Origin of the sequence: Sorangium sp. So ce302 (assembly GCF_051530145.1) — a bacterium.
Classification (GTDB): domain Bacteria; phylum Myxococcota_A; class Polyangia; order Polyangiales; family Polyangiaceae; genus Sorangium; species Sorangium cellulosum_B.
In genome coordinates, this window is record NZ_CP150326.1 from 8,739,129 (window position 1) to 8,761,199 (window position 22,071).

Annotated in this window: 20 protein-coding genes; 15 read left to right on the forward strand and 5 right to left on the reverse strand. The window is 72.0% G+C overall.

All coding sequences use genetic code 11. From position 1 onward, the window contains the following. The first annotated feature begins 439 nt into the window (after positions 1-439). Positions 440-1,372, forward strand: a complete 933-nt coding sequence (gene era / locus WME73_RS33065) for a GTPase Era (RefSeq protein WP_437543025.1) — start codon at positions 440-442, stop codon at positions 1,370-1,372. Next, positions 1,369-3,108 (forward strand): ribosome biogenesis GTPase Der, encoded by a 1,740-nt coding sequence (gene der, locus WME73_RS33070; protein WP_437912102.1) that lies wholly within the window; start codon positions 1,369-1,371, stop codon positions 3,106-3,108. Before era ends, der begins: the two co-directional genes overlap by 4 nt. Positions 3,109-3,192: 84 nt before the next feature. Here the strand turns inward: der and WME73_RS33075 are convergent, their stop codons facing one another. Both WME73_RS33075 and WME73_RS33080 read right to left on the reverse strand, forming a co-directional pair. Beyond that, a complete protein-coding gene (locus tag WME73_RS33075; RefSeq protein WP_437740334.1) occupies positions 3,193-4,335 on the reverse strand; it encodes an ArsA family ATPase in 1,143 nt (380 codons plus the stop codon). 253 nt (positions 4,336-4,588) lie between these two features. Then, positions 4,589-5,128: a hypothetical protein gene (locus tag WME73_RS33080; RefSeq protein ID WP_437740335.1), complete on the reverse strand. Its 540-nt coding sequence runs from the start codon at positions 5,126-5,128 to the stop codon at positions 4,589-4,591. A 71-nt stretch (positions 5,129-5,199) separates the two neighbouring features. On the opposite strand from WME73_RS33080, the gene WME73_RS33085 reads away from it, so the two are divergent. The 3 genes from WME73_RS33085 to WME73_RS33095 all read left to right on the forward strand — a co-directional run bounded on the left by WME73_RS33085 (position 5,200) and on the right by WME73_RS33095 (position 8,833). Next, entirely contained in the window at positions 5,200-5,934 is a 735-nt protein-coding gene (locus WME73_RS33085; protein ID WP_437740336.1) for a tyrosine-protein phosphatase, read from the forward strand. Between the two features lie 73 nt (positions 5,935-6,007). Beyond that, positions 6,008-6,622, forward strand: a complete 615-nt coding sequence (locus tag WME73_RS33090) for a TetR/AcrR family transcriptional regulator (protein WP_437740337.1) — start codon at positions 6,008-6,010, stop codon at positions 6,620-6,622. A 90-nt stretch (positions 6,623-6,712) separates the two neighbouring features. Continuing rightward, a complete protein-coding gene (locus tag WME73_RS33095; protein WP_437912103.1) occupies positions 6,713-8,833 on the forward strand; it encodes an ATP-binding domain-containing protein in 2,121 nt (706 codons plus the stop codon). A gap of 16 nt (positions 8,834-8,849) precedes the next feature. On the opposite strand, the gene WME73_RS33100 is transcribed toward WME73_RS33095, so the two are convergent. After that, entirely contained in the window at positions 8,850-10,082 is a 1,233-nt protein-coding gene (locus tag WME73_RS33100; RefSeq protein ID WP_437740339.1) for a serine/threonine-protein kinase, read from the reverse strand. A 373-nt stretch (positions 10,083-10,455) separates the two neighbouring features. Between WME73_RS33100 and recA the strand changes: the two genes are divergently transcribed. From recA to WME73_RS33120, 4 genes are all read left to right on the forward strand, one after another. After that, entirely contained in the window at positions 10,456-11,631 is a 1,176-nt protein-coding gene (gene recA, locus WME73_RS33105; RefSeq protein ID WP_437740340.1) for a recombinase RecA, read from the forward strand. Between the two features lie 20 nt (positions 11,632-11,651). After that, positions 11,652-12,161 (forward strand): SixA phosphatase family protein, encoded by a 510-nt coding sequence (locus WME73_RS33110; protein ID WP_437912104.1) that lies wholly within the window; start codon positions 11,652-11,654, stop codon positions 12,159-12,161. A gap of 386 nt (positions 12,162-12,547) precedes the next feature. Next, positions 12,548-13,318: a hypothetical protein gene (locus WME73_RS33115; RefSeq protein WP_437912105.1), complete on the forward strand. Its 771-nt coding sequence runs from the start codon at positions 12,548-12,550 to the stop codon at positions 13,316-13,318. A 176-nt stretch (positions 13,319-13,494) separates the two neighbouring features. Next, positions 13,495-14,466 carry an HDIG domain-containing metalloprotein gene (locus WME73_RS33120; protein WP_437851298.1) on the forward strand — a complete coding sequence of 324 codons (972 nt, stop codon included), beginning with the start codon at positions 13,495-13,497 and terminating at the stop codon, positions 14,464-14,466. A 63-nt stretch (positions 14,467-14,529) separates the two neighbouring features. On the opposite strand, the gene WME73_RS33125 is transcribed toward WME73_RS33120, so the two are convergent. Beyond that, on the reverse strand, positions 14,530-15,264 hold the full coding sequence (locus WME73_RS33125; RefSeq protein ID WP_437912106.1) for a hypothetical protein: 735 nt from the start codon (positions 15,262-15,264) through the stop codon (positions 14,530-14,532). Between the two features lie 132 nt (positions 15,265-15,396). Here WME73_RS33125 and WME73_RS33130 point away from each other — a divergent pair, with 132 nt between their 5' ends. The 5 genes from WME73_RS33130 (at position 15,397) to WME73_RS33150 (ending at position 19,828) form a co-directional block, all read left to right on the forward strand. After that, positions 15,397-16,827: a hypothetical protein gene (locus tag WME73_RS33130; RefSeq protein WP_437912107.1), complete on the forward strand. Its 1,431-nt coding sequence runs from the start codon at positions 15,397-15,399 to the stop codon at positions 16,825-16,827. A 101-nt stretch (positions 16,828-16,928) separates the two neighbouring features. Further along, positions 16,929-18,137: a serine/threonine protein kinase gene (locus tag WME73_RS33135; RefSeq protein ID WP_437740346.1), complete on the forward strand. Its 1,209-nt coding sequence runs from the start codon at positions 16,929-16,931 to the stop codon at positions 18,135-18,137. Positions 18,138-18,257: 120 nt separating this feature from the next. Further along, the gene (locus tag WME73_RS33140; RefSeq protein ID WP_012238595.1) at positions 18,258-18,725 is read left to right on the forward strand and encodes a peroxiredoxin; all 468 of its coding nucleotides are present in this window, start codon (positions 18,258-18,260) and stop codon (positions 18,723-18,725) included. Between the two features lie 274 nt (positions 18,726-18,999). Next, positions 19,000-19,380, forward strand: coding sequence for a hypothetical protein (locus WME73_RS33145; protein ID WP_437912108.1), 381 nt, complete (start codon positions 19,000-19,002; stop codon positions 19,378-19,380). Positions 19,381-19,456: 76 nt separating this feature from the next. After that, positions 19,457-19,828 carry a hypothetical protein gene (locus WME73_RS33150; protein ID WP_437912109.1) on the forward strand — a complete coding sequence of 124 codons (372 nt, stop codon included), beginning with the start codon at positions 19,457-19,459 and terminating at the stop codon, positions 19,826-19,828. Positions 19,829-19,971: 143 nt separating this feature from the next. Here the strand turns inward: WME73_RS33150 and WME73_RS33155 are convergent, their stop codons facing one another. Further along, complete coding sequence (locus WME73_RS33155) at positions 19,972-20,877, reverse strand: hypothetical protein (RefSeq protein WP_437740350.1); 906 nt, start codon at positions 20,875-20,877, stop codon at positions 19,972-19,974. A 324-nt stretch (positions 20,878-21,201) separates the two neighbouring features. Between WME73_RS33155 and WME73_RS33160 the strand changes: the two genes are divergently transcribed. After that, positions 21,202-22,017, forward strand: a complete 816-nt coding sequence (locus tag WME73_RS33160) for a metallophosphoesterase family protein (protein ID WP_437912110.1) — start codon at positions 21,202-21,204, stop codon at positions 22,015-22,017. Positions 22,018-22,071: the final 54 nt, after the last annotated feature.

Genomic DNA, 22,071 nt, shown 5'->3' on the forward strand with positions numbered 1-22,071 from the left:
GGCGAGCGACGCGGCGATCCCGCGAGGCCGCCCTCCCCGGCGCGAAAATCAGGCGCACGCCGACGACAAACCGCGACGCGCGAGCGAGCAGGGCGGCGCGACGCGCGCTGCCGAGCCGGGCAAGGAGAAGGAGCGGCGGGCCGGCGCGACGCGCGCTGCCGAGCCGGGCAAGGAGAAGGAGCGGCGGGCTGGCGCGGCGCGCGCTGCCGGGCGGGGCGAGGGGGAGAAGACGGCCAAGCAGAAGGGCTCCGCGGCGCGCTCCTCCGGCGCGGCCCGCGGCCGGGCAGGGCGCGGGTCCCGCGCGGGAAGCGGCGCGGAGGGTCGACCACTCCCGGACGGGAGGCCCGCCAGCCGAGGCGCCGCCCAGCAGCGCAGGAAGGCGGCCGAGCCGAGGCGGACGGAGGAGACCGACGCCTCGCTGCCGAAACGATCCGGGCGGGTGGCGCTGGTCGGGCGCCCCAACGTGGGCAAATCGACGCTGCTGAACGCGGCGCTCGGCCATCCGCTCGCGATCGTCTCGCCGACGCCGCAGACGACGCGCGACGCGATCCTCGGGGTCGTGCACCACGGCCCGGCGGAGATCGCGCTGCTCGACACGCCCGGCCTGCACCGGCCGCGCACGGAGCTCGGGCGCGTGATGAACCAGGCGGCGCGCGAGGCGGCGCGGGGCGCCGACGTGATCGTGTTCGTGACCGAAGCGCCGGATCCCGCGCGCCTGCCGCGGCGCGTGAAGGAGGGGGAGGACGGCCCGCCGCTCGCGCCGCACCCGAGCGATCTGACGTTGCTCGCGGACCTGGGGAGCGAGGCGCCGGTGGTGTTCGTGCTCAACAAGGTCGACCGGATGCGGGACAAGGCGCTGCTCTTGCCGCTCCTCGACGCGTTCGCCAAGCTCCGGGAGTTCGCGGCGATCGTCCCCATCTCGGCGCTGCGCGAGGACGGCGTCCAGCGCGTGCTCGACGAGGTGGCGAAGCTCTGTCCCGAGGGGGACTGGGGCTTCGCGCCCGATGAGCTCACCGACAGGCCGACGCGCTTCTTCGCCGCCGAGTACGTGCGCGAGCAGATCCTGCGCGCGACGAAGGCCGAGGTGCCCCACGCGAGCGCCGTGCAGATCGAGCGCTACGTCGAGCCGACAGGCGAGGGCGCGCTGCACATCGACGCGACCATCCACGTGGAGCGGCCCGGGCAGAAGAAGATCCTGATCGGCGCCGGCGCGGAGCAGCTGAAGCGCATCGGCACGGAGGCTCGGCTCCGGATAGAGGAGCTCGTCGGCCGGCAGGTGAACCTCAAGCTCTGGGTCCGGGTGACGCCGGAGTGGCGTGAGTCGCGGGAGCGGCTGGACGAGCTCGGTTACAACAAGGGAGAGACCTCGTGAGTGCGGCAAAGCCAGCCCTTTCCAGATCGAACAAACGCAGCCAGGGAGCCGCCGGAGGCGGGCGGACGGCGAAGAAGGGCGACGCCCCCGAGAACGAGAAGAAGAGGGGCGGCGTCGCTCCCAGGAAGGGCGCTGCCGCCTCCGGGAAGGGCGCTGCCGCTCACGGAAAGAGCGCGGCGGCCCCCGGCAAGGGCCCTGCTGCTCGCGGAAAGAGCGCGGCGGCGCCCGCCAAGAGCGCCGCCGGATCGAAGAGGGGCAGCAGATCAGGCCCGAGCAAGGCCCGTGCTCTCGCCGAGCCGATCGGCCACGAGGCGGCGCAGGACAGGAAGGAGCTCACGGCGGACCTGGCCGAGGAGGCCATCGCGGCCGCCGAGGACGCCGCGGCCGATGCGCCTGCGCCGCCCCCGTCGGCCGGGATCGTGGCGCTGGTCGGGCGGCCCAACACCGGCAAGAGCACGCTGTTCAACCGGCTGATCGGCAAGCGCGTCGCGATCGTGCACGACGAGCCCGGGGTGACCCGCGATCGCCACTACGGCGACGTCACCTCGCGGGGACGGCGCTTCACGCTCGTCGACACGGGCGGGTTCGACCCCGAGAGCGATGATCCCATGCGGCAGGGGATCAAGCGGCAGATCGACCTCGCCATCGCCGAGGCCGACGTCATCGTGTGCGTGCTCGACGCCGTGACGCCGGTCACGCCGTCCGAGCACGCCGAGCTCGGCCTGCTGCGCCGCGCGGGCAAGCCCGTGATCTACGTCGCCAACAAGGCGGACTCGCCGCGGGCCGAGGCGGAGGCGGCGGAGCTGTACCGCCTCGGGATGGATCGGCTCATCCCGATCAGCGCCCTCCATGGCCGCGGCATCTCGGATCTGGAGATGGCCATCGAGGCGGCGCTCCCCGAGGAGCCCCCGGCGCCCGAGGAGTCGGCCGAGGGGGCGCTCCGCATCGCGATCATCGGGCGGCCCAACGCGGGGAAGTCGTCGCTCGTCAACCGCATCGCGGGCGAGGAGCGCATGCTGGTCGACGCGCAGCCGGGCACGACACGCGATCCGATCGACACGCTGGCCGAGCGCGACGGGAAGCGGTTCTTGCTCATCGACACGGCCGGCATCCGGCGCAAGGCGAAGGTGACGAAGGAGGACAGCGCCGTCGAGGCGGTCAGCGTGATCCACGCGATCCGCGCCATGGAGCGGGCGGAGGTCGTGCTCCTGCTCTGCGACGCGGCCGAGGGCGTGGCCGAGCAGGACGCGAAGATCCTCGGCCTCGCGGTCGATCGCGGGTGCGGCGTCGTGATCGGCCTCAACAAGATCGATCTCCTCGATCGCAAGGCGCTCGCGAAGGCGGAGCAGGACGCCCGCGACAAGCTCTCGTTCGTGCCGTGGGCGCCGATCGCGCACGTGAGCGCGCGCAGCGGGCGCGGCGTGGCGAAGCTCATCGAGAGCGTGGCCCAGGTGGCCGACGCCTACCGGAAGCGCGTGCCCACCGGGGAGCTCAACCGCTTCTTCGAGCAGATCCTGCTCACGCACCCGCCGCCGACGCACGGCGGGCGCGCGCCCCGCCTGTTCTTCGTCACGCAAGCCGAGACGTCGCCGCCGCTGTTCGTCGTCGTCGCGAGCGATCCCGACAAACTCCACTTCAGCTACCGACGCTACGTGGCGAACCAGCTCCGGCAGGCGTTCGGGCTGGAGGGCGTGCCGGTCCGTGTGAAGTACAAGGAGCGCAGGCGGCGGGGGTAGGCCGGGGGCAGCCCAGCTGCCTCCTCACAGACCGTTCCGAGTTACCCCAGGGCAGCCAGAAGGACCGACGAGCTGCCCCTGTGGCTACCCAGCCGCCCCGGGCAGCGGCGCCAGCACGTCGGCGATCCTCGCGAGGCCGGCCACGTCGTGGATGTCGTACGGGAACGCCGGGACGTCGACGCGGACGCTGCCGGCGCTCTGCTCGTCTTCGAGCGCCGCCTCGAGGGCGATCAGGTTCAGCTGATCGAGCTTGCCCATGCGGCTCTCGTCCTTGGCGGCCTGAAGCAGGCGCGCCGCGGCGCCGGAGGCGAGCCCAAGGCCGCTCCCGTCGAGCGCGGCGGCGATCTCGCCGACGCCGGGGAGCGCGCCGTACACCGGGTGGACGCGGTTCACGACGAACGCGTCGCGATGCATCTGCTGCTCGCGCAGGCGATCGGCGAAGTACAGCACCTCGCGCACGCAGAGCGGATCGGGCGTCGTGACGAGCACGTAGGCCACGTCGGGGCCGCGGAGCGCCGATGCAACCGCGTCCGCCCGCTGCTTCCAGCCGCCGAAGACCGCGTTCATCTCGCTGATGAACGCCGCGATCTGCTCGAGGAAGCCGCTGCCGGTCAGCTTGCCGATGCCCCGCAGCACCGCGGCGGTCGAGCGCGCCAGCAGGTTGAGCGAGAGCTTGCCGGAGCTCTGGAAGGCCTGCACGAACCACCGCGTCGCCGCGCCGTCGATGGCGCCGACGAGGCGCTCCGGCGCGTCGAGGAAATCCAGCGCGTTCGCCGTGGGCGGCGTGTCGAGCAGGACGAGGTCGTAGCTCGGGTCGCTCCTGACGGCGTAGAGCTTCTCCATCGCCATGTACTCCTGCGTGCCCGCGAGCGACGTGGAGATGTACTTGTAGAGGACGTTGCCGAGGATCCGGTCGCGCTGCTCGGGCGTGGGGGCGAGCGACGCGACGAGGCCGTCGAAGGTCGACTTTGTGTCGAGCATCATGACCGTCATCGAGCCGGGCACGTCGACCCCCGCCCTGGCGAAGCGGGCGGGCTCGATCGTCTGCGCCTCCGTCGTCATCTCCTCGAGCCCGAGGCTCTGGGATAGCCGGCGCGCCGGATCGATCGTCAGGCAAAGGACGCGCTTGCCGCGGCGGGCAGCGGCCAGGCCGAGCGCTGCAGTCGTGGTCGTCTTGCCGACGCCGCCGCAGCCGACGCAGAGGATCACCCTGCGGGAGGCGAGCAACGGGGCCAGACCGGCGTGGTCTGCCTGAAGGGACGCGTCGGCGGCGGGCGGGCTGTTCCGAGGGGGTGCGAGCGAGCCGGGCATTGCGCGCGACCTGAGGCCGCGGCCCCTTGTAGCACGAACCGGGGGGGCGCGAGCGCCCGGCCTGCGGCGTCGCGAGCGCCCAGCTGCGTCACGACGCCGCCCAGCCTGTGGCGCAGCGACCGCTCAGCCTGTGGCGCAGCGACCGCTCAGCCTGCGGCGGCGCGGCCGCTCAGGCGGCGCGGAGGATGCGCAAGCACCCCGCAGCGGCCCGGGCAATGGAGGCGCCACGCTCCGCCGTGCCGCCACGGCCGCAGAGCAGCACCTCGCCGCCTGACACCGAGAGGCTCTGGACCTCGACGTCGGCGGTGAGCGTGGCGATGCGCGAGCCGACCGCCGCGCTCTGCACGGCGTCCGGGTTGGCGAGGAGCGGGGCGTAGGCGGCGAGCTCCTCACACGCCGGCCACGCGCCCGCCCCGGCGACGAGGCAGCCGCTGTCGTCCACGAGGACCACGACGTCCAGGTTCGCCTCGGCGCGGGTCGTCGAGAGCTGGTAGTGCAGCGCGGTGACGGGATCGTCGCTGCGGCGGCGCCGCCGCTCGGAGGTGGGGATCCCCTCATCCAGGGCCGGTGTGCCCTGATCGACCGAGGGCGCGCCGGGATCGACCGGGCGCTCTGCGCGGCCTCCCGGCCTGCCGCCGCGCTGGCCGCCAGCGCAGCCGTCCGACGCGAGCTGAGGCACAAGCTGCTGGTTCGATAACGAGAGCGACACGAACACCTCCTCGACGCGAAGGATGGTCGCAGCGCACGCGGGCGGCCAACTTTGCTAAGTTCGGAGCGACGATGCGCGGCTTCATCGATCTGCACTCCCACTGGGTCGCGGGCGTCGACGACGGCGCCCGCACCGTCGAGGAGAGCCTCGCCCTCCTCACCGCGCTCCGCGGCGCCGGGTTCGACACCGTCGTGGCGACGCCGCACATGCGCCCCGGGATGTTCGACAACACCCGGCAGGGCCTCCAGGCCGCCTACGACGCGACCTGCGCCGCGCTGCGGGCCGCGGCCGGCGCGCGCGACCTGCCCGCGCTCGATCTCTCGTCGGAGCACTTCTTCGACGATATCGTCTTCCAGCGCCTCCTCGACGGCAGCGCCCTCCCCTTCCCGGGCGGCCGCGCCGCGCTCGTCGAGTTCCCGACCCGGAGCTTCCCCGCCCGGGCCGCGGAGCGGATCTTCGATCTCAGCCGCCGCAAGCTCCGCCCCGTCATCGCCCACCCGGAGCGCTACGAGCCCGTCTTCGACGACATCTCCTCGCTCGATCCGCTGCTCGACGCGGGCGCGGTGCTCCTCCTCGACGTCGCGGCGCTCACCGGCAAGTACGGGCGTACTCCCCGCCGGGCCGCCGAGCAGCTGCTCGAGGCCGGCTACTACTACGCCGCGTGCAGCGACGCCCACGCCGCGAAGGACGTCCCCGACGTGCGCGACGGCATCAAGGCCCTCTTCGCCAGGGTCGGCGAGGAGGAGGCGAGCTTCATGCTCATCAACGGCCCGCGCGCGATCCTCGAAGGCACCGTCGACCCCTGAGGCCGTGATCCGCCCGCTCGCTTGACGGGCCGCCGTCCATCGCTATAAGCGAACGACGCGTTCATTATTCGCCATGGCGCAGTACCTCAAAGACGACGTCCAGGAGAGCATCACCTCCGCCGCGCTGACGATCTTCGCGCGGAAGGGGTACGAGAGCGCGACCATGGCCGAGATCGCCCGGGCGGCCGGCGTCTCGACGGGCAACATCTACCGGTACTTCGCGAACAAGGACGCGCTCTTCTACAGGCTCGTCGACGACGGCTTCGCCCGCGCCTTCACGATCCTGCTGCGCCGCCGCGTGAAGGCGCTCGACGGCGTGGAGGACGTCCGGGCGCTCCCGCCGACGGCCGCCTACCACCTGATCTCCGAGGAGCTCCTCCGCTTCTGCATCGAGAACAGGCTGCGCGTCGTGATCCTCCTGGGGCGCGCCGGCGGCTCCAGGTACGAGCGGTTCTCCGAGGAGACCGTCGAACGCCTCATCGCGCTGGCGATCGAGCACTTCCGCGCCGTCGACCCATGCCTCTCGGTGACCGAGGTGATGCGGTTCAACCTGGACCAGATTTACCAGGGCCTCGTCAGGGCGATGGTGAACGCCCTCGCCCGCTTCGAGGACGAGGACGCCATCCGAGAAGCGGTCCACGGTTACTCGAAATACCACCTTGCCGGACTCAGGAGCTTCTTCGTGTAATCTTCGCTTCGCCTCGCCTCAAAAGTGAACGAACCATTCACCCATCGAGCTCGACCCCTCGCGGAGGCGAGGGGCGCAAGGAGGCCCATCATGCTGGAGAGCACGCTTGATCTGCCCGTCGAGGCGCGCGCCGTCCTCGAGGAAGAGGCCACGCTCCTCGAGCGCGTGCGCGCCGCGCTGGACAGGGCGCTGGAGCGCGCCGCGCGCGTCGGCGGGCGCGCGCCGCGCGAGCTCAGGTCCGTCGCGGCGCTCCGGGAGCTCCGCGACGAGGCCGCCGCGGCCTCGGCCGACGATCTGCCGGCGGTGCTCCTCGAGATGAGCGTGCGGCAGCGCCTCATCGAACAGGAGCCCAGGGAGGCGCTGCCCGACCCGCTCTGCCCGTACCTCGCCCACCTCCGGGTCGACGAGGGCAAAGGGGCGAAGGACTACCTGCTCGGCCACGCGACGTTCCTGGATCCGTCGGCCGACGTGCGCATCCTCGACTGGCGCGTCGCGCCGGTGGCGCAGATCTTCTACCGGTACCGCGAGGGCGACGAGTACGAGGAGGCCTTCCCGGGGCGCGTGGCCGAGGGCGTGGTGAAGGCGCGCCGCATCGTCGTCGTGGAGCGCGGCGCCCTCACCCGGATCGTGGGCGACGGCCTCGTCCTGACGCGGCGAGGCGACGGGCGATGGACCCTCGCGGAGCGCGCGGCGCTCGCCATGCAGCCGGGCGGCGCGGGCACGGCCGCCCGCCCCGGGAGCCTCGGCGTCGGCGCCGGCGCCCCGGACCACGCGAAGGCCGCGGACGTCACCGCCCTGCTCGACGCCGACCAGTACGCCGCCGTGTGCGCGCCTCCCGAGCAGCCGCTCCTCGTGCTCGGCAGCGCCGGGAGCGGAAAGACGACCGTGGCGCTGCACCGCCTCGCCCGGATCGCCGCGCTCGATCCGGCGCGTTGCCCGCTCTCGGCCATGAACGTCGTCGTCCCCGAGGAGGGCCTCGCGCGGCTGTCGCGCCGCCTGCTCTCGCCGCTCGGCGCGGGGGAAGCCCAGGTGAAGACGCTCGACGCCTGGTCGTCGGCGACCGCGCGCGAGGTCTTCGGCAAGCCGATCGCCCTGTGCGACGATCCCCCGGCGCTCGTCTCCAGCCTCAAGCGCCACCCGGCGCTCTACCGTGCGCTGCGCGAGCGATTCGCCAGGCTCGCCCCGGCGAACACGACGCTCCCGCGGCTGCGCCGCCGCCTCGCCGACGTCTTCACGGATCGAGGGTTCCTCGAGGGCGTCGTCGCCGCCTCGGGCGGGGACCTCCCCAGGAGCGCCGTCGAGGAGACCGTCCGGCACACCCTGCTGCAGATCGCCGAGCCCCTCGACCGGCAGCTCGCCTCGATCACCGTGGCCTCGATGAAGCGGGCGCTCGACGGCCGCGCCATCGCGGAAGGGACGCCGGACGAGCTCGCGGGGACGCTCGACGTCGACGACCTGCCGATCCTGCTCTTCCTTCGCGCCGCTCGCCGCGGCCTGGACGGGGCGGGGTGGTCGCACCTCGTGCTCGACGAGGCCGAGGACTTCTCGCTGTTCGAGCTGTTCGTCCTGGGGAAGCTCCTTGGCGAGACGCGCAGCGTCACGCTCGCCGGCGACGAGGCGCAGCAGACCTCCTCGAGCTTCGCCGGGTGGGACGCGGCGCGAGCGGCGCTCGGCGTGGGCGACGCGGCGACCTGCCGCCTCGCGGTGTCGTACCGGTGCCCGCAGCCGGTGGCGGAGCTCGCGCGGCGGCTCCTCGGCGAGCTCGCGCCCGAGACGCCCGCGCGCGCGGCCCGGGACGGCGCGCCGGTCGGGCTCTTCCGCTTCCCGAGCGAGGCGCAGGCGCACCTGTTCCTCGCCGGCGCGCTCCGCGATCTCGTCGGGCGGGAGCCCCGCGCCTCGGTGGCCGTCATCGCGCGGGACCCAGGCGCCGCGCGGGAGCTCCACGCGCTGATCGAGGAGCTGCCGGAGGCGAGGCTCGTGCTGGAGGGAGCGTTCTCGTTCGAGCCGGGCATCGACGTCACCGACGTGGACAGCGCGAAGGGGCTCGAGTTCGACTACGTCGTCGTGCCCGACGCGACCGCGGCGGCGTACCCGATGAACCACGAGGCCCGCCGGCGGCTCCACGTCGCTGTGACGCGGACGTCGCACCAGCTCTGGCTCATCTCCGGAGCGGCGTGGTCGCCGCTGCTCGGCGACGTGGGGGCGAGCTGACGCTCGCCGCGGCGCCCTATGGGCGCGGCCCGGCCGGCGCGGAGACGGCGGCGGGAGGGAGCGGGCTGTCCCTCACCGCCGCGGTCCCGGCGAGCGCGACCCCGAGGACGGCGGCCCCGAACACCAGCAGCGCCTGCAACCAGCGCCGCGGGGCGGGCGGAGGCTCCACCTCGTCGTCGGCCGAGCGGTCCCCGGGATCGAGCGACTCGAGCGCGGCGCGCAGCTGCTGCGTGCGGAGGTGGGACGCGTCGCCCAGGATCTGTCCGAGCCAGCCGGCGACGAGCGCGTCGTTGCCCGGGTTCGCGGCGCCCGGGATCGCCTCCTCGAGCGCGCGCATGAGCTTCGCGGCCGTCGCCGTGCGCGCGGTGGGCGACTTGGCGAGCGCCTCGGAGACGAGGCGATCGAGCGCAGGCGGGATCGGCTCGGGCGGAGGCGGCGCGCTCAGGCGCTCCGCGAACCCGCGCCGGGACGGGACCGCCCGCGACGACAGCGGCGCGGCAGGCCGCTCGCTCGCGATGTGGGTCATCGTGCTCTCGCTGTCGTCGGCCTGGAAGGGATGAGCGCCCGACAGGAGCTCGTAGAGGAGCACCCCGACCCCGAAGAGATCGGACCGCCGATCGCACGGCTGCCCCCGGATGTGCTCCGGCGCCATGTACGGCGCGCTGCTCCGGAACAGGAACGCGCCCCCCTCGCCGCCCGCCGCACCCGCCGCGCCCACCGATAAAGCGCGCCCGCCGTCGCCGCGCAGCGCCTGCGGTCGTCGCTCGGACATCCGCCCTTCCTCGAGCTTCGCGATGCCGAAATCGACCATGCGGACGAGCCCCTCGGACGTGATGAGGACGTTGTCCGGCGAGACGTCGTAGTGGAGGAGCTCCCGTGGGTTGCCGCCCTCGTCTCGCAGCTCGTGCGCGGCGTCGAGGGCCGCGCAGATCTGGTAGGCGAGCCTCGCCGCGACGAGCACCGGCGCCGGGCGCCTGCGCGCGGCGCGCAGCACCGACGAGAGCGGCTCCCCGCTCACCCACTCCATGACGTAGAAGAACGTGCCGTCCGTCTCGCCCAGATCCACGACGGGCACCACGTTCGGGTGCCTGATGCGCGCGGCCAGCGCGGCTTCGTCGAGGAATGTCCGCACGGCGTCGGGATCGGGCGAGAGCTCCGGGCGAAGCACCTTGATCGCGAAGAGCCGCTGAAACCCGTGCTCCCGCCTCAGCCGCGCCGCCCAGACCTCGCCCACATCGCCTGCGGCCACCCGCAGGACGAGTTCGTACCGGCCCAGGGAAAACCCCGGGAAAAAGCGCCCCCCGCCCCCCACGCGGAAGATGTGGCCCACAGTTGAAGAGCCCGCCAGTGCTCCCGGTGTACGACGATCACGATTGTTGCCCTGGTTGTGAGACTCGACCTCAACCAGGAACCGCTTCCGACCGCGACATCACCGCCCTCCGGAGCGCCTGCCGGGCCAGCCCGCTGCTCGGACGTTTTCGGTCCTATCCGGGATGCGGGGGTCTTGCTTCCTGAACAACCGGACAGTAAAGCTGCCGGAAACTGTTGCCCTGCGCGCCGTGGGTCCACCTCCGCGGTCCCCCGCCGTCGCCCCCCTCCTATCGCTCCCTCCCGAGGTACTCATGAGTGACGAGAAGAACACCAAGCAGAAGTCTGCCGCCCTCGAGCTCGCGATCGCCAGCGTCGAGAAGGAGTACGGCAAGGGGGCGATCATGCGCCTCAAGGACGGGCAGACGCTGCACGACGAGGTCGCGGCCGTGGCGACCGGCTCGCTCGGCCTGGACATCGCCCTCGGCATCGGCGGCTACCCGCGCGGCCGCATCGTCGAGGTCTACGGACCGGAGTCGAGCGGCAAGACGACCCTCACCCTCCACGCCATCGCGGCCGTCCAGCGGGCGGGCGGGACGGCGGCGTTCATCGACGCCGAGCACGCCCTCGACGTGAACTACGCCAAGAAGCTCGGCGTGAAGACCGACGAGCTGCTCATCTCCCAGCCCGACTACGGCGAGCAGGCGCTCGAGATCGCCGACATGCTGGTCCGCTCGAACGCCGTTGACATCATCGTCGTCGACTCGGTCGCCGCGCTCGTCCCCAAGGCCGAGATCGAGGGCGACATGGGCGACAGCCACGTCGGCCTCCAGGCCCGGCTGATGAGCCAGGCGCTCCGCAAGCTGACCGGCACGACCTCGCGCTCGCAGTGCCTGCTGATGTTCATCAACCAGATCCGGATGAAGATCGGCGTCATGTTCGGCAGCCCCGAGACGACGAGCGGCGGCAACGCCCTCAAGTTCTACGCCTCGGTCCGGCTCGACATCCGCCGCATCGGCGCCATCAAGGAGGCCGCCGCGGGCGGCAAGGAGCCGGCGGTCGTCGGCAACCGGACCCGCGTCAAGGTCGTGAAGAACAAGATGGCTCCTCCGTTCCGCGAGGTGGAGTTCGACATCCTGTACGGCCAGGGCATCAGCCACAGCGGCGACGTCATCGACCTCGCGACCGAGGCGAGCATCATCGAGAAGAGCGGCTCGTGGTTCTCGTTCCAGGGCGAGCGCATCGGTCAGGGCCGGGAGAACGCCCGCACCTACCTCGAGCAGCACCCGGCGGTGCTCGACAAGATCGAGTCGATGGTCCTCGCGAAGCACGGCATCTCGCGCATCGGCGGGGCCGCCCCGACGAACGGCGCCGCGAGCCCCGGCCCGAAGGGCGGAGCCGCGGCCGAGGCCCCCGCGCAGGCGAAGGGTCGCGGCGAGGCAGCCTCATCCGGCCAGGACGCCCGCCGTCCCCCGGGCAAGACGAACTGACGCCGGCTGCCATCGACGCCATGCACCTCTACGTGATGCGGCACGGCCCGGCGGAGGAGCGGGCGACCAGCGGGCGCGACGCGGACCGGAGGCTCACCCCCGAGGGCCGCGAGCGCGTGGCGCGGGTCTCGCTCGAGCTCCACCGCCTCCGGGACGGCGCCCCGCTGCCGCTGGTGCTCGCGAGCCCCCTCGCGCGCGCGAGAGAGACCGCCGAGATCGCGGCGCCGATCTGCGGCGCGCCGGAGGTCGAGCTCCGGGACGAGCTCGCGCTCGACGCCGGGCTCCCGAGCTCGCTGGTCGCCGCGCTCGCCCGAGGCGGCGCCGACGCGCTGCTCGTCGGGCACCAGCCGAACGTGGAGCACCTCGTCCGTACGCTCGTCGACACGCCCGGCCGGGGCGCGACAGCGCTGCTCCCCGCCGGCTTCTGTACTGCCCTTGTCGTCGCCCTCGAGCCGGAGCCTTCCCAGCGCGCGCAGGGCCGCTGGCGCATGACGCAGATCCTCGATCCCCGGGCGCTCGCCTCGCGATGAGCGAGGCGCTGCGTGCGCGCCGTGTCATGGCGGGAGAGAGAGCAGGAGCAGAAGACGCGCGTCCGAGGCGGAAGGCGGCCCGACCGGCGCAGGCGCTCGTGGCCTTCACTACAAGCACATGAATTTGCAGAGGAAATCCAGATCACCGGCGAGCGGCGGCCGGGGCGCCCTCCCTCTCCCTCCGGAGGGTCCGGCCACCCGCTTACATAGTCACAAATCCGAATGATTTCGATGTTCTCGGCCGCTCGCTTGACAAGGATCCCACCCGAGAATACGCCCAAATAAGGAGGATTGAGATGGCGGGACAGATGGCCTTCCCCTTCGCTCAACCCCCTCCAGGCCGTCTGTCGCGCAGCGGTGGGAAGGGCGCGGCGCGTACTTCCCTGATGCCGCGTGTCTCCCGGGCGGTCGTCCGGGTGCCGGACCCCCGTCATCATCCGATCGACATCGATCTGCCGCCGGGCCAGCCGCACATCTACGTGCACGAGGGGGCGCGCCAGGCGCTCATCCGGCGGCTGGAGCTGGCCCAGAAGCGCCCGGTCCTCCTCTCGGTGACCGACAACTACCGGCAGATGATCTCCTCCTCGCTCCGGGAGGGCATCCTGCAGGCGCGCGTCCACCACATGTTCCTGGACGCGCCGGCGCTCGTCCAGGAGGCGCTCGTCCGGTACGTGGTGACCCAGGACCGGGCCGCCTCGCTCGTTGTCGGCCAGTACATCGACGAGAACGGCCATCGCATCCGGGCGAGCCGGCCGGTGAGCTCGCCGCTCTCGACGCAGGGGCGGACGCACGACCTGCTGATCCTGTTCCAGAAGCTGAACCACGCGTACTTCGGCGGCGGGGTCGACGCGCTGATCACCTGGGGCAAGCGGACCAAGGCGCGGAAGCCGCGGCGCACCATCAAGCTCGGGAGCTACTCGGCGGTCGAGCGGCTGATCCGCATCCACCCGGTGCTCGACCGGCCCTGGGTCCCCCGCTACTTCATCTGTTACGTCATCTACCACGAGATGATCCACCACGTGATGCCGGCGAGCCACGGCAACGGGCGCCGGATGCTCCATCCGCCCCAGTTCCTCGCCCGCGAGCGGCTCTTCCGCGACTACGAGCGGGCCCTCGCCTGGGAGACGGACCACGTGGGGCGGCTCCTCCGCACCTGACGCATCCATCGCCTGCGGACGCACGTCATCCGGCGGCGTCGAGCGACGAACGCGACGAACGCGACGAACCATTGCGCGAAGGTGCGGCTGGCTCTAAACCGGCGAACCCCCGTTCGGGCCGCGCCAGCCGGCGCCCCGTGGGCGACCCCGTAACCTCGAAAGTGTGGAAGGCCAGCGTGCAGGAGATTCTCACCCAGGAAGCGAGCCCGAAGCGGGCGATGGAGGCCCTCGAGTGGGCCGTCCAGCGAGCAGAGAAGGCGGAGGTCGAGCAGCCCGAAGCGGGCGCCGAGCCACGCGCCTCGTCCAGGGTGATCTCCGGGCGGCCCGCCGACTTCAAGGCCGCGGCCGCCGCCTACCTGCCCGATGTCCGCAAGCTGCTCGACCGGGTCATGATGAGCGACGACGCCGAGGCCGGGCTCGACGCCCTGCTCGAGTCGGGCGCCCTCGCCGCGATGCTGCCCGAGGTCGAGGCGATGGTGGGCTTCGGCGACGGGGAGTGGCGCCACAAGGACGTCTGGAAGCACACGAAGCAGGTGGTACGTCAGGCCGTCCCGCGGCTCGAGGTCCGCTGGGCGGCCCTGCTCCACGACATCGGCAAGACGAGGACGCGCTCCATCTCGCCGACGGGCGAGGTCCACTTCTTCGGTCACGCCGAGGTCGGCGCGCGGATGTTCGACAAGATCGACCGGCGGCTGCCGCTCTTCACGAAGGAGGATGCGCTGAAGAACAGCATCCGCTTCCTGATCCTGCACCACCTCCGGGCGAGCCAGTACGACGCGTCGTGGACCGACAGCGCGGTGCGCCGGTTCGCCAAGGAGATGGGCGGCTGCCTGAAGGACGTGCTCGACCTGTCGCGGGCGGACATCACCACGAAGCGGCCCGAGAAGAAGCGGAAGGGGCTGAAGCAGATCAGCGAGCTCGCCGAGCGGGTGCTCCAGGTCCAGGCGGAGGACGCGGTGGTGCCGCCGCTGCCGAGCGGCATCGGCGACGCCCTCATGCATGCGTTCGGGCTGCCGCCGTCGCGGCGGATCGGCGAGATCAAGCGCGCGCTGGAGGAGGCGGTCGAGGCGGGCGAGGTGGCGTCGCACCAGGAGGCGGACGTCTACATCGCGTTCCTCCGGGAGCACGCGGGGCGATTCGGGATCTGAGGGCGTAACGCGGAGGGCCCGGAAGGGGGTGCCGGCTGCCCGGCCCCCATGAAATCAGAGCGCTCAGCGCAGAGGCGCTTCGCAGGTGATGCAGCGAGGGGGGACGCCTTCCTTGTGGTAGTGCTCGCCGCAACGGCCGCAGAGACGAGCGTCGGCCTCGAAGGCGATCAGCTTGTCGGTCGCCTTGCAGCGGAGGCCGGCGACCTGCGGCGGCTCCAGCGGGCGCACCTCGCCGGCGGCATCGTCGGGCGGAGGCAGCGCGCCTTCCTTGATGTCAGCCGCACGCGTGGGGATACGCGCCCTCGCCTCGGCCAGCACGCGCGCGGCCGCCGCGAGGTGTGCTCGCAGCGGGATGGCGATCGCCGTGCCGCTGCCCTGGACCGTGAGCGCGGTCTCCGTGAGCAACAGGCCCGTGACATCGTGCCAGCCGATGCGCTCGATCTCGCCAGGTCCGCTCTCCAGCCCCACCCCGGCATCACCGACACGAAGCGCCTTCATCGACCACTGACCGAAGAGCCCCACCGCCGCCCCGAGGAGCAGGGCGCCGAGGAGCAGGTACGTGGCTGCCGGGTGCGCGCCAGCGTCTTCGCCCCGGAACCACTGGCCGTAAACACCCGCCCCGGCCAGCAGCGCCGCGACGGACATGCCGAGCATCGTGAGGCCGAGCTCGAGCGACGCCTTTGGCTCGAAGCGTCGCTCGCTCCGCGGATCGGTCCGCTGCCGCAACACGACCTCACCGCCCTGCCCCGTGGTCCCCGAACCCTTGCGCTTGCGCTTCACCGGTCTGTCGGCTGCCATCGGCGGCTTCCTATCGGAGGAGGCGCCCGGACGCAAAGGGGCTCAGCCCAGGCCAGCGCTCCGCGCGAGCAGCCAGACGGGAGCCGCCCTCCGCCCGCGCGGCAAGGACGGAGAGGTATGCTGGGGGCAGCGATGCTCTCGATGCCCAACGCAGCGACGTACGTCATGCCCGCGCTGGGTATCGGGCTCGCAGCCCTCGCGATCCTGGGGCCAGGCTCGCCACGCATGGCCACCGGCGTGCGGGTGTGGGGGGCGCCCGTCGCCGGAAGCGAGGCGCTGGCGCTCCGCGTCGAAGGGGTGCGCCGCCTCCACGGCGCCGACGATGCGGCGGCGATCCCGCAGATCGAGGTGAGCGCCGTGTCGGCAGGGGCGCCGCTCGAACGATGGACCGGCTCGCTCGACAAGGACGGCATCGGCGAGGCGCTGCTGCGCGCGCCAGCGGGGCTGCGGGAGCCGGTGACCGTGCGGATCGCGCTGGGCAGCGGCACGCTCCTGGAGCGGCAGCTCCCGCTGCTGCCGCCGCTCGCATCGGCGGACACGAGCGCGCTGCCAGGCGCGGCGCACGCGACCGCGCTGCCAGGCGCGGCGCACGGGGAGCTGCGCCTGCAGACCACGGCGGCGCGGGGAGCCCTTGCAGCTCCGTTCCCGGAGCGGGTGCGGGTCGCGATCGAGACGCAGGACGGAACGCCCGCGGCAGGGGCTCGCCTCGAGGCGAGCGCCGTCGGGGCGGAGCTCGAGGGGCGCGGCAGCGGTCCGGCGCAGATCACGGTCGATGCGCGCGGCGCCGCGGAGCTCACGCTCAAGCCGCTGGCGCACACGGTCGAGCTCACGCTCCGCGCGACCCACCCGGGGAGCGCACCGCCAGGGACACGGATCGCGAGCGGCACGTGGGAAGGGAAGCTGCCCGTGATCCCAGGAGCCATCTGGCTCGATCCGGGCGGTCTCGATGGCGAACGGCCCGAGCTCCGGTTGATCTCCCCGACGCCGAGGCCACGCGCCTACGTCTCGATCGGAGGTGCGCGCGGCCGTGCGCTCGGGACGATCGTCCCGCTCGCGGCGGACGGGGCGGGCTTCTTCTCGGGGAGGGTGATGCTCCCGGACAGCGCCGCGCCCGGGGAGGCGGACTGGGCCGTGGTCGCGAGCGACCCCTACGAGCAGGGCGCAGGCACGGTGGCCTGGCCGATCACGTCCGCGGCGGCGTCCGCCTCGCCGCGGCGCGTGGAGCTGCTCGCGGACGGGATGCCGGCGGCCGAGGCGCGCGAGCGGGCCCGCGCCTCGCATGCGCGGCGCGCTGGCCTCGTGGTCCTCGCCGCCTCCGCGGTGGCGCAGGTGCTGCTGCTCGCGCTGCGATCCAGGACCGCGCGGCGCCGCCTGGAGGCGCACGTCGCCGCCGCCTCGGGCGGCGAGAGCAAGGACGGGACCCATGGCGCGCCGCTGTCCAGGGAGGATCGCGACCGGCTGCTCGCCGCCGTGCGGGCGGAGCCGCTGCTGTCGGCGCTCGCCCTCGCCGCGCTCGTCGGGCTCTCCTTCGCGGCGGTGGCGGCGCTCGCCACCTTCCGATGACCCGAGGGGGCGTGCCGCCTTTGGGATTTGATCCGCGGCGGGCCCCGAGCCGCTAGACTGGAGGGCCAGGCGGCACGGGGCGGGAGGACGACAGACAGGGCATGTCCGAGCAGCAGCGGTACCGGGTCATCAAGCGCCTCGCCTCCGGAGGCATGGCGGAGGTCTTCGTCGCCGAGAGCGCGGGGATCGAAGGGTTCAAGAAGCAGGTCGCGATCAAGCGCGTCCTGCCGCAGCTCAGCAAGAAGGAGCAGTTCATCGCGATGTTCCTCGACGAGGCGCGCCTCTCGGCGCACCTCTCGCACTCGAACGTCGTGTCGGTGTTCGACATCGGCGTCGGCGACGGCACCTACTTCATCGTCATGGAGTACGTGGACGGCGCCGATCTGAGGGCCCTCCTCGATCACCAGAAGAAGGTCGGCCGGCCGATGACCGTCGAGGTCGCCGCCTTCATGGCCGCGAAGATGTGCCAGGGCCTCGCCTACGCGCACGAGCTCGCGACCGGGGACGGAAAGCCGCTCCAGATCGTGCACCGGGACATCACCCCGGCCAACGTGCTCATCACGCGCTACGGCGAGGTGAAGATCGTGGACTTCGGGCTCGCGAAGGCGTCGAGCCAGCTCGCCGAGAGCGACGCGGGCATCATCAAGGGGAAGTTCGGCTACCTGGCGCCCGAGACGGTGCTCGAGCAGGGCGTCGACCAGCGCGTCGACATCTTCGCGCTCGGGATCATCCTCTGGGAGATGCTCGCCGGGCGCCGGTTGTTCCTCGGCGACTCCGACTACATCACGGTGCGGCTGGTGCGCGACGCGGTGATCCCCTCGCTCCAGCAGATCAACAGCGATGTGCCGCGCGAGCTGGAGCAGATCATCCGCCGCGCGCTCGCCCGCGACCCGGGGGCTCGCTACCTGTCGGCGCGCGAGCTCGGGCGCGACCTGACCCGCTTCCTCTACCGCTACGGCCGCCCGGTGAGCGAGGACGACGTCGCCTCGCTCGTGGAGCGCGCCAAGGGCGGGCCGGCGCGGGCGGTCGACGGGACGCAGAAGATCGCCGAGCTCATCGACATGATGCTCCTCGAGTTCAAGTCGCTCACGAAGGAGCCGACCGCCGGCGGCAGCGGCCTGAGCCTGCTGCCCACCCTGGAGGGCGCCACGATCCTGACGCACGGGGAGGAGCACCCGAGCTCGCCACCCCCGCGCAGCGAGGGGCCGCTCGGGGGGCTCGCCGACGAGCTGGAAGGCCCGGACTCGCTCCACCAGGACGAGTCCTCGTCCTCGGTGACGGCCTGGTTCCGGGGGCTCATTCCGCGCTAGATCCCTGCGCGGGCAGCGACGTGACGTCCGCGCCGCCGCGCTGTCTCATCCGTCCCATCCCATGACCCGTCACCGGCCAGGAGGAGCCCTCCTCCGGCCCACAGCAAAGGCAAAGAGAAGATGAGCGTCGAGATTGGAAAACCGTTTCCGCGCTTCGCCCTGCCAAACCAGGACGGCAAGACCGTGAAGCTCGAGGATTTCGCGGGCAAATGGCTCGTCCTCTACGTCTATCCGAAGGACGACACGCCGGGATGCACGATCCAGGGCAAGTCGTTCACGGCCTCCAAGGCCGATTTCGACGACGCCAACATCGCCGTGGTCGGCGTCAGCGAGGACGACGTCACGTCGCACAAGAGCTTCTGCGACAAGTTCTCGTTCACCATCGACCTGCTCGCCGACACGCGCCACGAGCTGCTCAAGGCCGCGGGCGTCGGGCAGAGCGAGTGGAAAGGCACCCTGTACTGGGACCGGACGACATTCGTCATCGATCCGTCGGGTGTGCTGCGAAGGACCTACCTGAAGGTGAAGCCCGACGGGCACGAGCAGGCCCTCCTCAAGGACATCGCGGAGCTCAAGGCCCAGGCCTGAACGCCGCGACCGCCTGCGAGAGCAGGGCGCACGGAGAAGGGCGCTCCACCTGCGCAAAAACTTGCTCACGCTGGATTTGCTGGCATGTCGCCCCTACCCTGTCGCCCTTGTGGCACCACGCCCTCCTTTCGCCCCTGGTCGAATCGTATCGCTCACGGTCTTCGCGGCGATCGCCGCGGCGGCGATCGCGAGCGCTTCCGTGGTGGGCGCCTGTAGAGGCGCGGGGGGCGGCGGGTCCGTCGGCTCGAGCACGGGCGACGCCAGCGGCTGTCCGATGGGGCCAAGACAGGCGCTGTTCACGATCACCGTGCGCGCGAGAGGCGCCACCGTCCCGCCGGACACCACCGTTCACATCGCGTGGAGCGCCGCGGACGAGCCGATCTTCGTCCTGAGTGATCCGACCACCTGGAAGACGCTCGACGAGGCCAACCTGGTGTGCGCCGTCGATCGCGCGCAGGCTCCTCCCGAAGCGCTGGAGACGCTCGTCTGCGAGCTGTGGACGGCCGGCGTGACCTGGGTGAAGATCTCGGGGACAGGCTACGACGACTTCGAGCAGACGCTCGCGCCCGTCATGAACGACGAGTGCGAGAGCTTCCTGCCTCAGAACGTCGATATCGAGCTCGTCCCGGCGGTGGACGGGGGCACGGGCGAGTAGCCGGTAGCCGGAGGGCGGCGCACCGGGGCGATGTGATCGCTGCCAAGCCGAGGCGCGCTCTCCTGTCGAAGGCAGCATGCGCCCCAATCCTCTCTCACCGCTGCTCCTTTCCGCCTTCCTCTCCGCCTGCAGCTCAGCTCCCGAGGCGAAGGCCCCGGCCCCGGGCGGGCAGACCTTCCCCGAGGCGGTCGCGATGATGTGCGATGTCGACAGGAGAGCCGGGCTCGACCCGGAGGCCGATCCGATCAGCGTCGGGCAGATGCGGTCGGCGTGGATCGGAGAGCACGTGGAGAGCCCCGATGGAATCGAGCTCCGCACGATGCTCAGCGTGAAAGGGGCCGCTGAGCAGGGCGCGATGCTGCGCGAGGAGGCCAAGAAGACAGGACTCGCGCGCTGCGCGCTGGCGGACTCGCTGGAGGCCGACGGGACCGGCGGGCTATCGCCATGAGGCGGCGGTCCCATTGAAGCACCTCCGGACGTGATCAAGGCTTTGATGCGCTGCTCCAGCTCTCCGCCGCTGGCTGCTCACGCTCTCACGAAGACATCTGGAGACCGTGATTCATCGCCTCGTCGGGCCGCTTTCGTCCACCGTCAGGAGAGCACTTCCGAGGCATCCTTCGCCCCGAGAACGTTATCGATCCAGCGGTCGAGGGTCGTGATGTCCGTGCATGCCTGGATGCGCGCGCTCTCGCACTCGGCGAGCACGATCCCTGCGCGCGCGAGCAGCCGGAGCAGCGTGCCCCGCTTGGCCTTGAGCTCGCCCTCACGCAAGCCCTCACGCAGGCCCTCGAGCTTGCCGCGATCGATGAGCTTCTGCACGAACGGGGGAAAAGTTGCCTCGCCTTCGATCTGCCGTTCCATGACCAACGCCTCCAGAGCCCGCCGCATGGGCTCACGCAACCCGTTCCAGATGACCTGAAAATAGACCGCCGCGTGCTCCTGGTCGAGCCTACCGAGGGCGGCGAGCGCGGCCTGGACCACGGTGAGCCCGTTCGGCCCGTTGCCATGCACCACGGCGGAGAGCACAGCGAGCTCGATCTCTTGCTCGGCTTCGGTAGGGTCGGTGATCTCGGGGACTACGGCTGGACCGAGCACCAGCGGCTCGACGTGGCCCAGCCCCAGGCCGAGGTCGATGTTCTCCGCCGCCCAGGTGGCCACGCCCGCGTCCGGCGCCACGACAAGGACGACCGTGCCGCAGCGCTTCCTGGCGCGCACGACCGTGACATACGTCGGCCACGAGAACTTCTTGTCGGGATCCTCGTCGCGCTGGACCTCAAGGACAATCGCCAGCGCGAGCGCGCCGCTCGCGTCTCGAAGCTCGAGCACCAGGTCGGAGCGAAACTCGACTGGGATCAGCTGGTCGAGCGACGACTCGACCACCGCAACCGAGGCGTGCGGCGGTACCTCGACGTGAAAGAGCGTCGCGAGCAAGCGGGGCGCGAGTTCCGGGTGCTCACGGAAGATCTCGACGAGGGCGTTGTGCTCGAGCGTCGGCATGACGAGGAGCCTCAGGCACGCACCGTGCCGACATGAAACGACGGGAACACGCGAGGAGAGAGCCGATTGCGGGGTGGCGGCGCCATGGCGAACCTGCGAAGAAGGTCTCCGCCACGGAAAGGCGGCGCCCCATTGAAGCTCGGGAGTGCGCGCCCTGTTGACGCTCCTCCCAGGGCTCACCGCCCCTGAACCGCGGCGGCCCCACCGCCCCCACCCCCTCGCCGCCGCCGACAAGAAGCGCCCTCACTTCGCCGCGCGGCGAGCGCCTCCCGCTCTCGCGCCACCTCGCTGGCTCCCCCTCCCCTCCCCGCCTATCCTGCCCTCATGGCCGCGCCGACCCCGCTCCGCCTCGCCTGGGCGACCGACGTCCACCTCAACTTCCTCTCCCGCGAGGAACTCACCGCCTTCTGCTCCACCCTCGCGGCCACCGCCTCCGATGCCGTCCTCTTCACCGGCGACATCGCGGAAGCCACGAGCCTCCGCCCTCTCCTCGAGACCGTCGCCCGGGCCATCGAGCGCCCGCTCTACTTCGTCCTCGGCAACCACGATTTCTACCGCGGGAGCATCGCCGCCGTGCGCACGATGGCCGCCGAGCTCTCGGCCACCTCCCCCTGGCTCAGGTGGCTCCCGTCGATCCCCCACGTCGAGCTCAGCCCGGACACCGGCCTCGTCGGCCACGACGGCTGGGCCGACGCCCGCCTCGGCGATTACGAGAGATCGCCCGTCATGCTCAACGATTACGTGCTCATCCAGGAGCTCACCTCCCTCGACCGGCGCCGCCGGAGAGAGGCCCTGCACCGCCTCGGCGACGAGGCCGCGGCGTACCTGCGCCGCGTCCTGCCCTTGGCCCTCGAGCGGTACCGGCGCGTCATCGTCGCCACGCACGTCCCCCCGTTCAAGGAGGCCTGCTGGCACGAAGGTCAGATCTCCAACGACGACTGGCTCCCCCATTTCACCTGCAAGGCCACAGGCGAGGTGCTCCGCGAGGCCGCCCTGCGGCACCCGGAGCGGCGGATCGAGGTGCTCTGCGGCCATACGCACGGCGCCGGCGTAGCGGAGATCCTCCCGAACCTCGTCGTGCGCACCGGCGGCGCCGAGTACGGCGAGCCCGCGGTGCAAGGCGTCATCGCGACTGCGTAGGCCACCCTCGGGCCGCGCGCCCCGCCTCCCCACCGCCCTCGCGGGCGTCCATCC

Coding starts and splice junctions, on each gene's coding strand:
- WME73_RS33085 (WP_437740336.1), top strand. CDS start 5,200: ATGCGCGGCTTCATCGATCTGCACTCCCACTGGGTCGCGGGCGTCGAC.
- WME73_RS33090 (WP_437740337.1), top strand. CDS start 6,008: ATGGCGCAGTACCTCAAAGACGACGTCCAGGAGAGCATCACCTCCGCC.
- WME73_RS33095 (WP_437912103.1), top strand. CDS start 6,713: ATGCTGGAGAGCACGCTTGATCTGCCCGTCGAGGCGCGCGCCGTCCTC.
- recA (WP_437740340.1), top strand. CDS start 10,456: ATGAGTGACGAGAAGAACACCAAGCAGAAGTCTGCCGCCCTCGAGCTC.
- WME73_RS33110 (WP_437912104.1), top strand. CDS start 11,652: ATGCACCTCTACGTGATGCGGCACGGCCCGGCGGAGGAGCGGGCGACC.
- WME73_RS33115 (WP_437912105.1), top strand. CDS start 12,548: ATGCCGCGTGTCTCCCGGGCGGTCGTCCGGGTGCCGGACCCCCGTCAT.
- WME73_RS33125 (WP_437912106.1), bottom strand. CDS start 15,264: ATGGCAGCCGACAGACCGGTGAAGCGCAAGCGCAAGGGTTCGGGGACC.
- WME73_RS33130 (WP_437912107.1), top strand. CDS start 15,397: ATGCTCTCGATGCCCAACGCAGCGACGTACGTCATGCCCGCGCTGGGT.
- WME73_RS33135 (WP_437740346.1), top strand. CDS start 16,929: ATGTCCGAGCAGCAGCGGTACCGGGTCATCAAGCGCCTCGCCTCCGGA.
- WME73_RS33140 (WP_012238595.1), top strand. CDS start 18,258: ATGAGCGTCGAGATTGGAAAACCGTTTCCGCGCTTCGCCCTGCCAAAC.
- WME73_RS33145 (WP_437912108.1), top strand. CDS start 19,000: ATGGGGCCAAGACAGGCGCTGTTCACGATCACCGTGCGCGCGAGAGGC.
- WME73_RS33150 (WP_437912109.1), top strand. CDS start 19,457: ATGCGCCCCAATCCTCTCTCACCGCTGCTCCTTTCCGCCTTCCTCTCC.
- WME73_RS33155 (WP_437740350.1), bottom strand. CDS start 20,877: ATGCCGACGCTCGAGCACAACGCCCTCGTCGAGATCTTCCGTGAGCAC.
- WME73_RS33160 (WP_437912110.1), top strand. CDS start 21,202: ATGGCCGCGCCGACCCCGCTCCGCCTCGCCTGGGCGACCGACGTCCAC.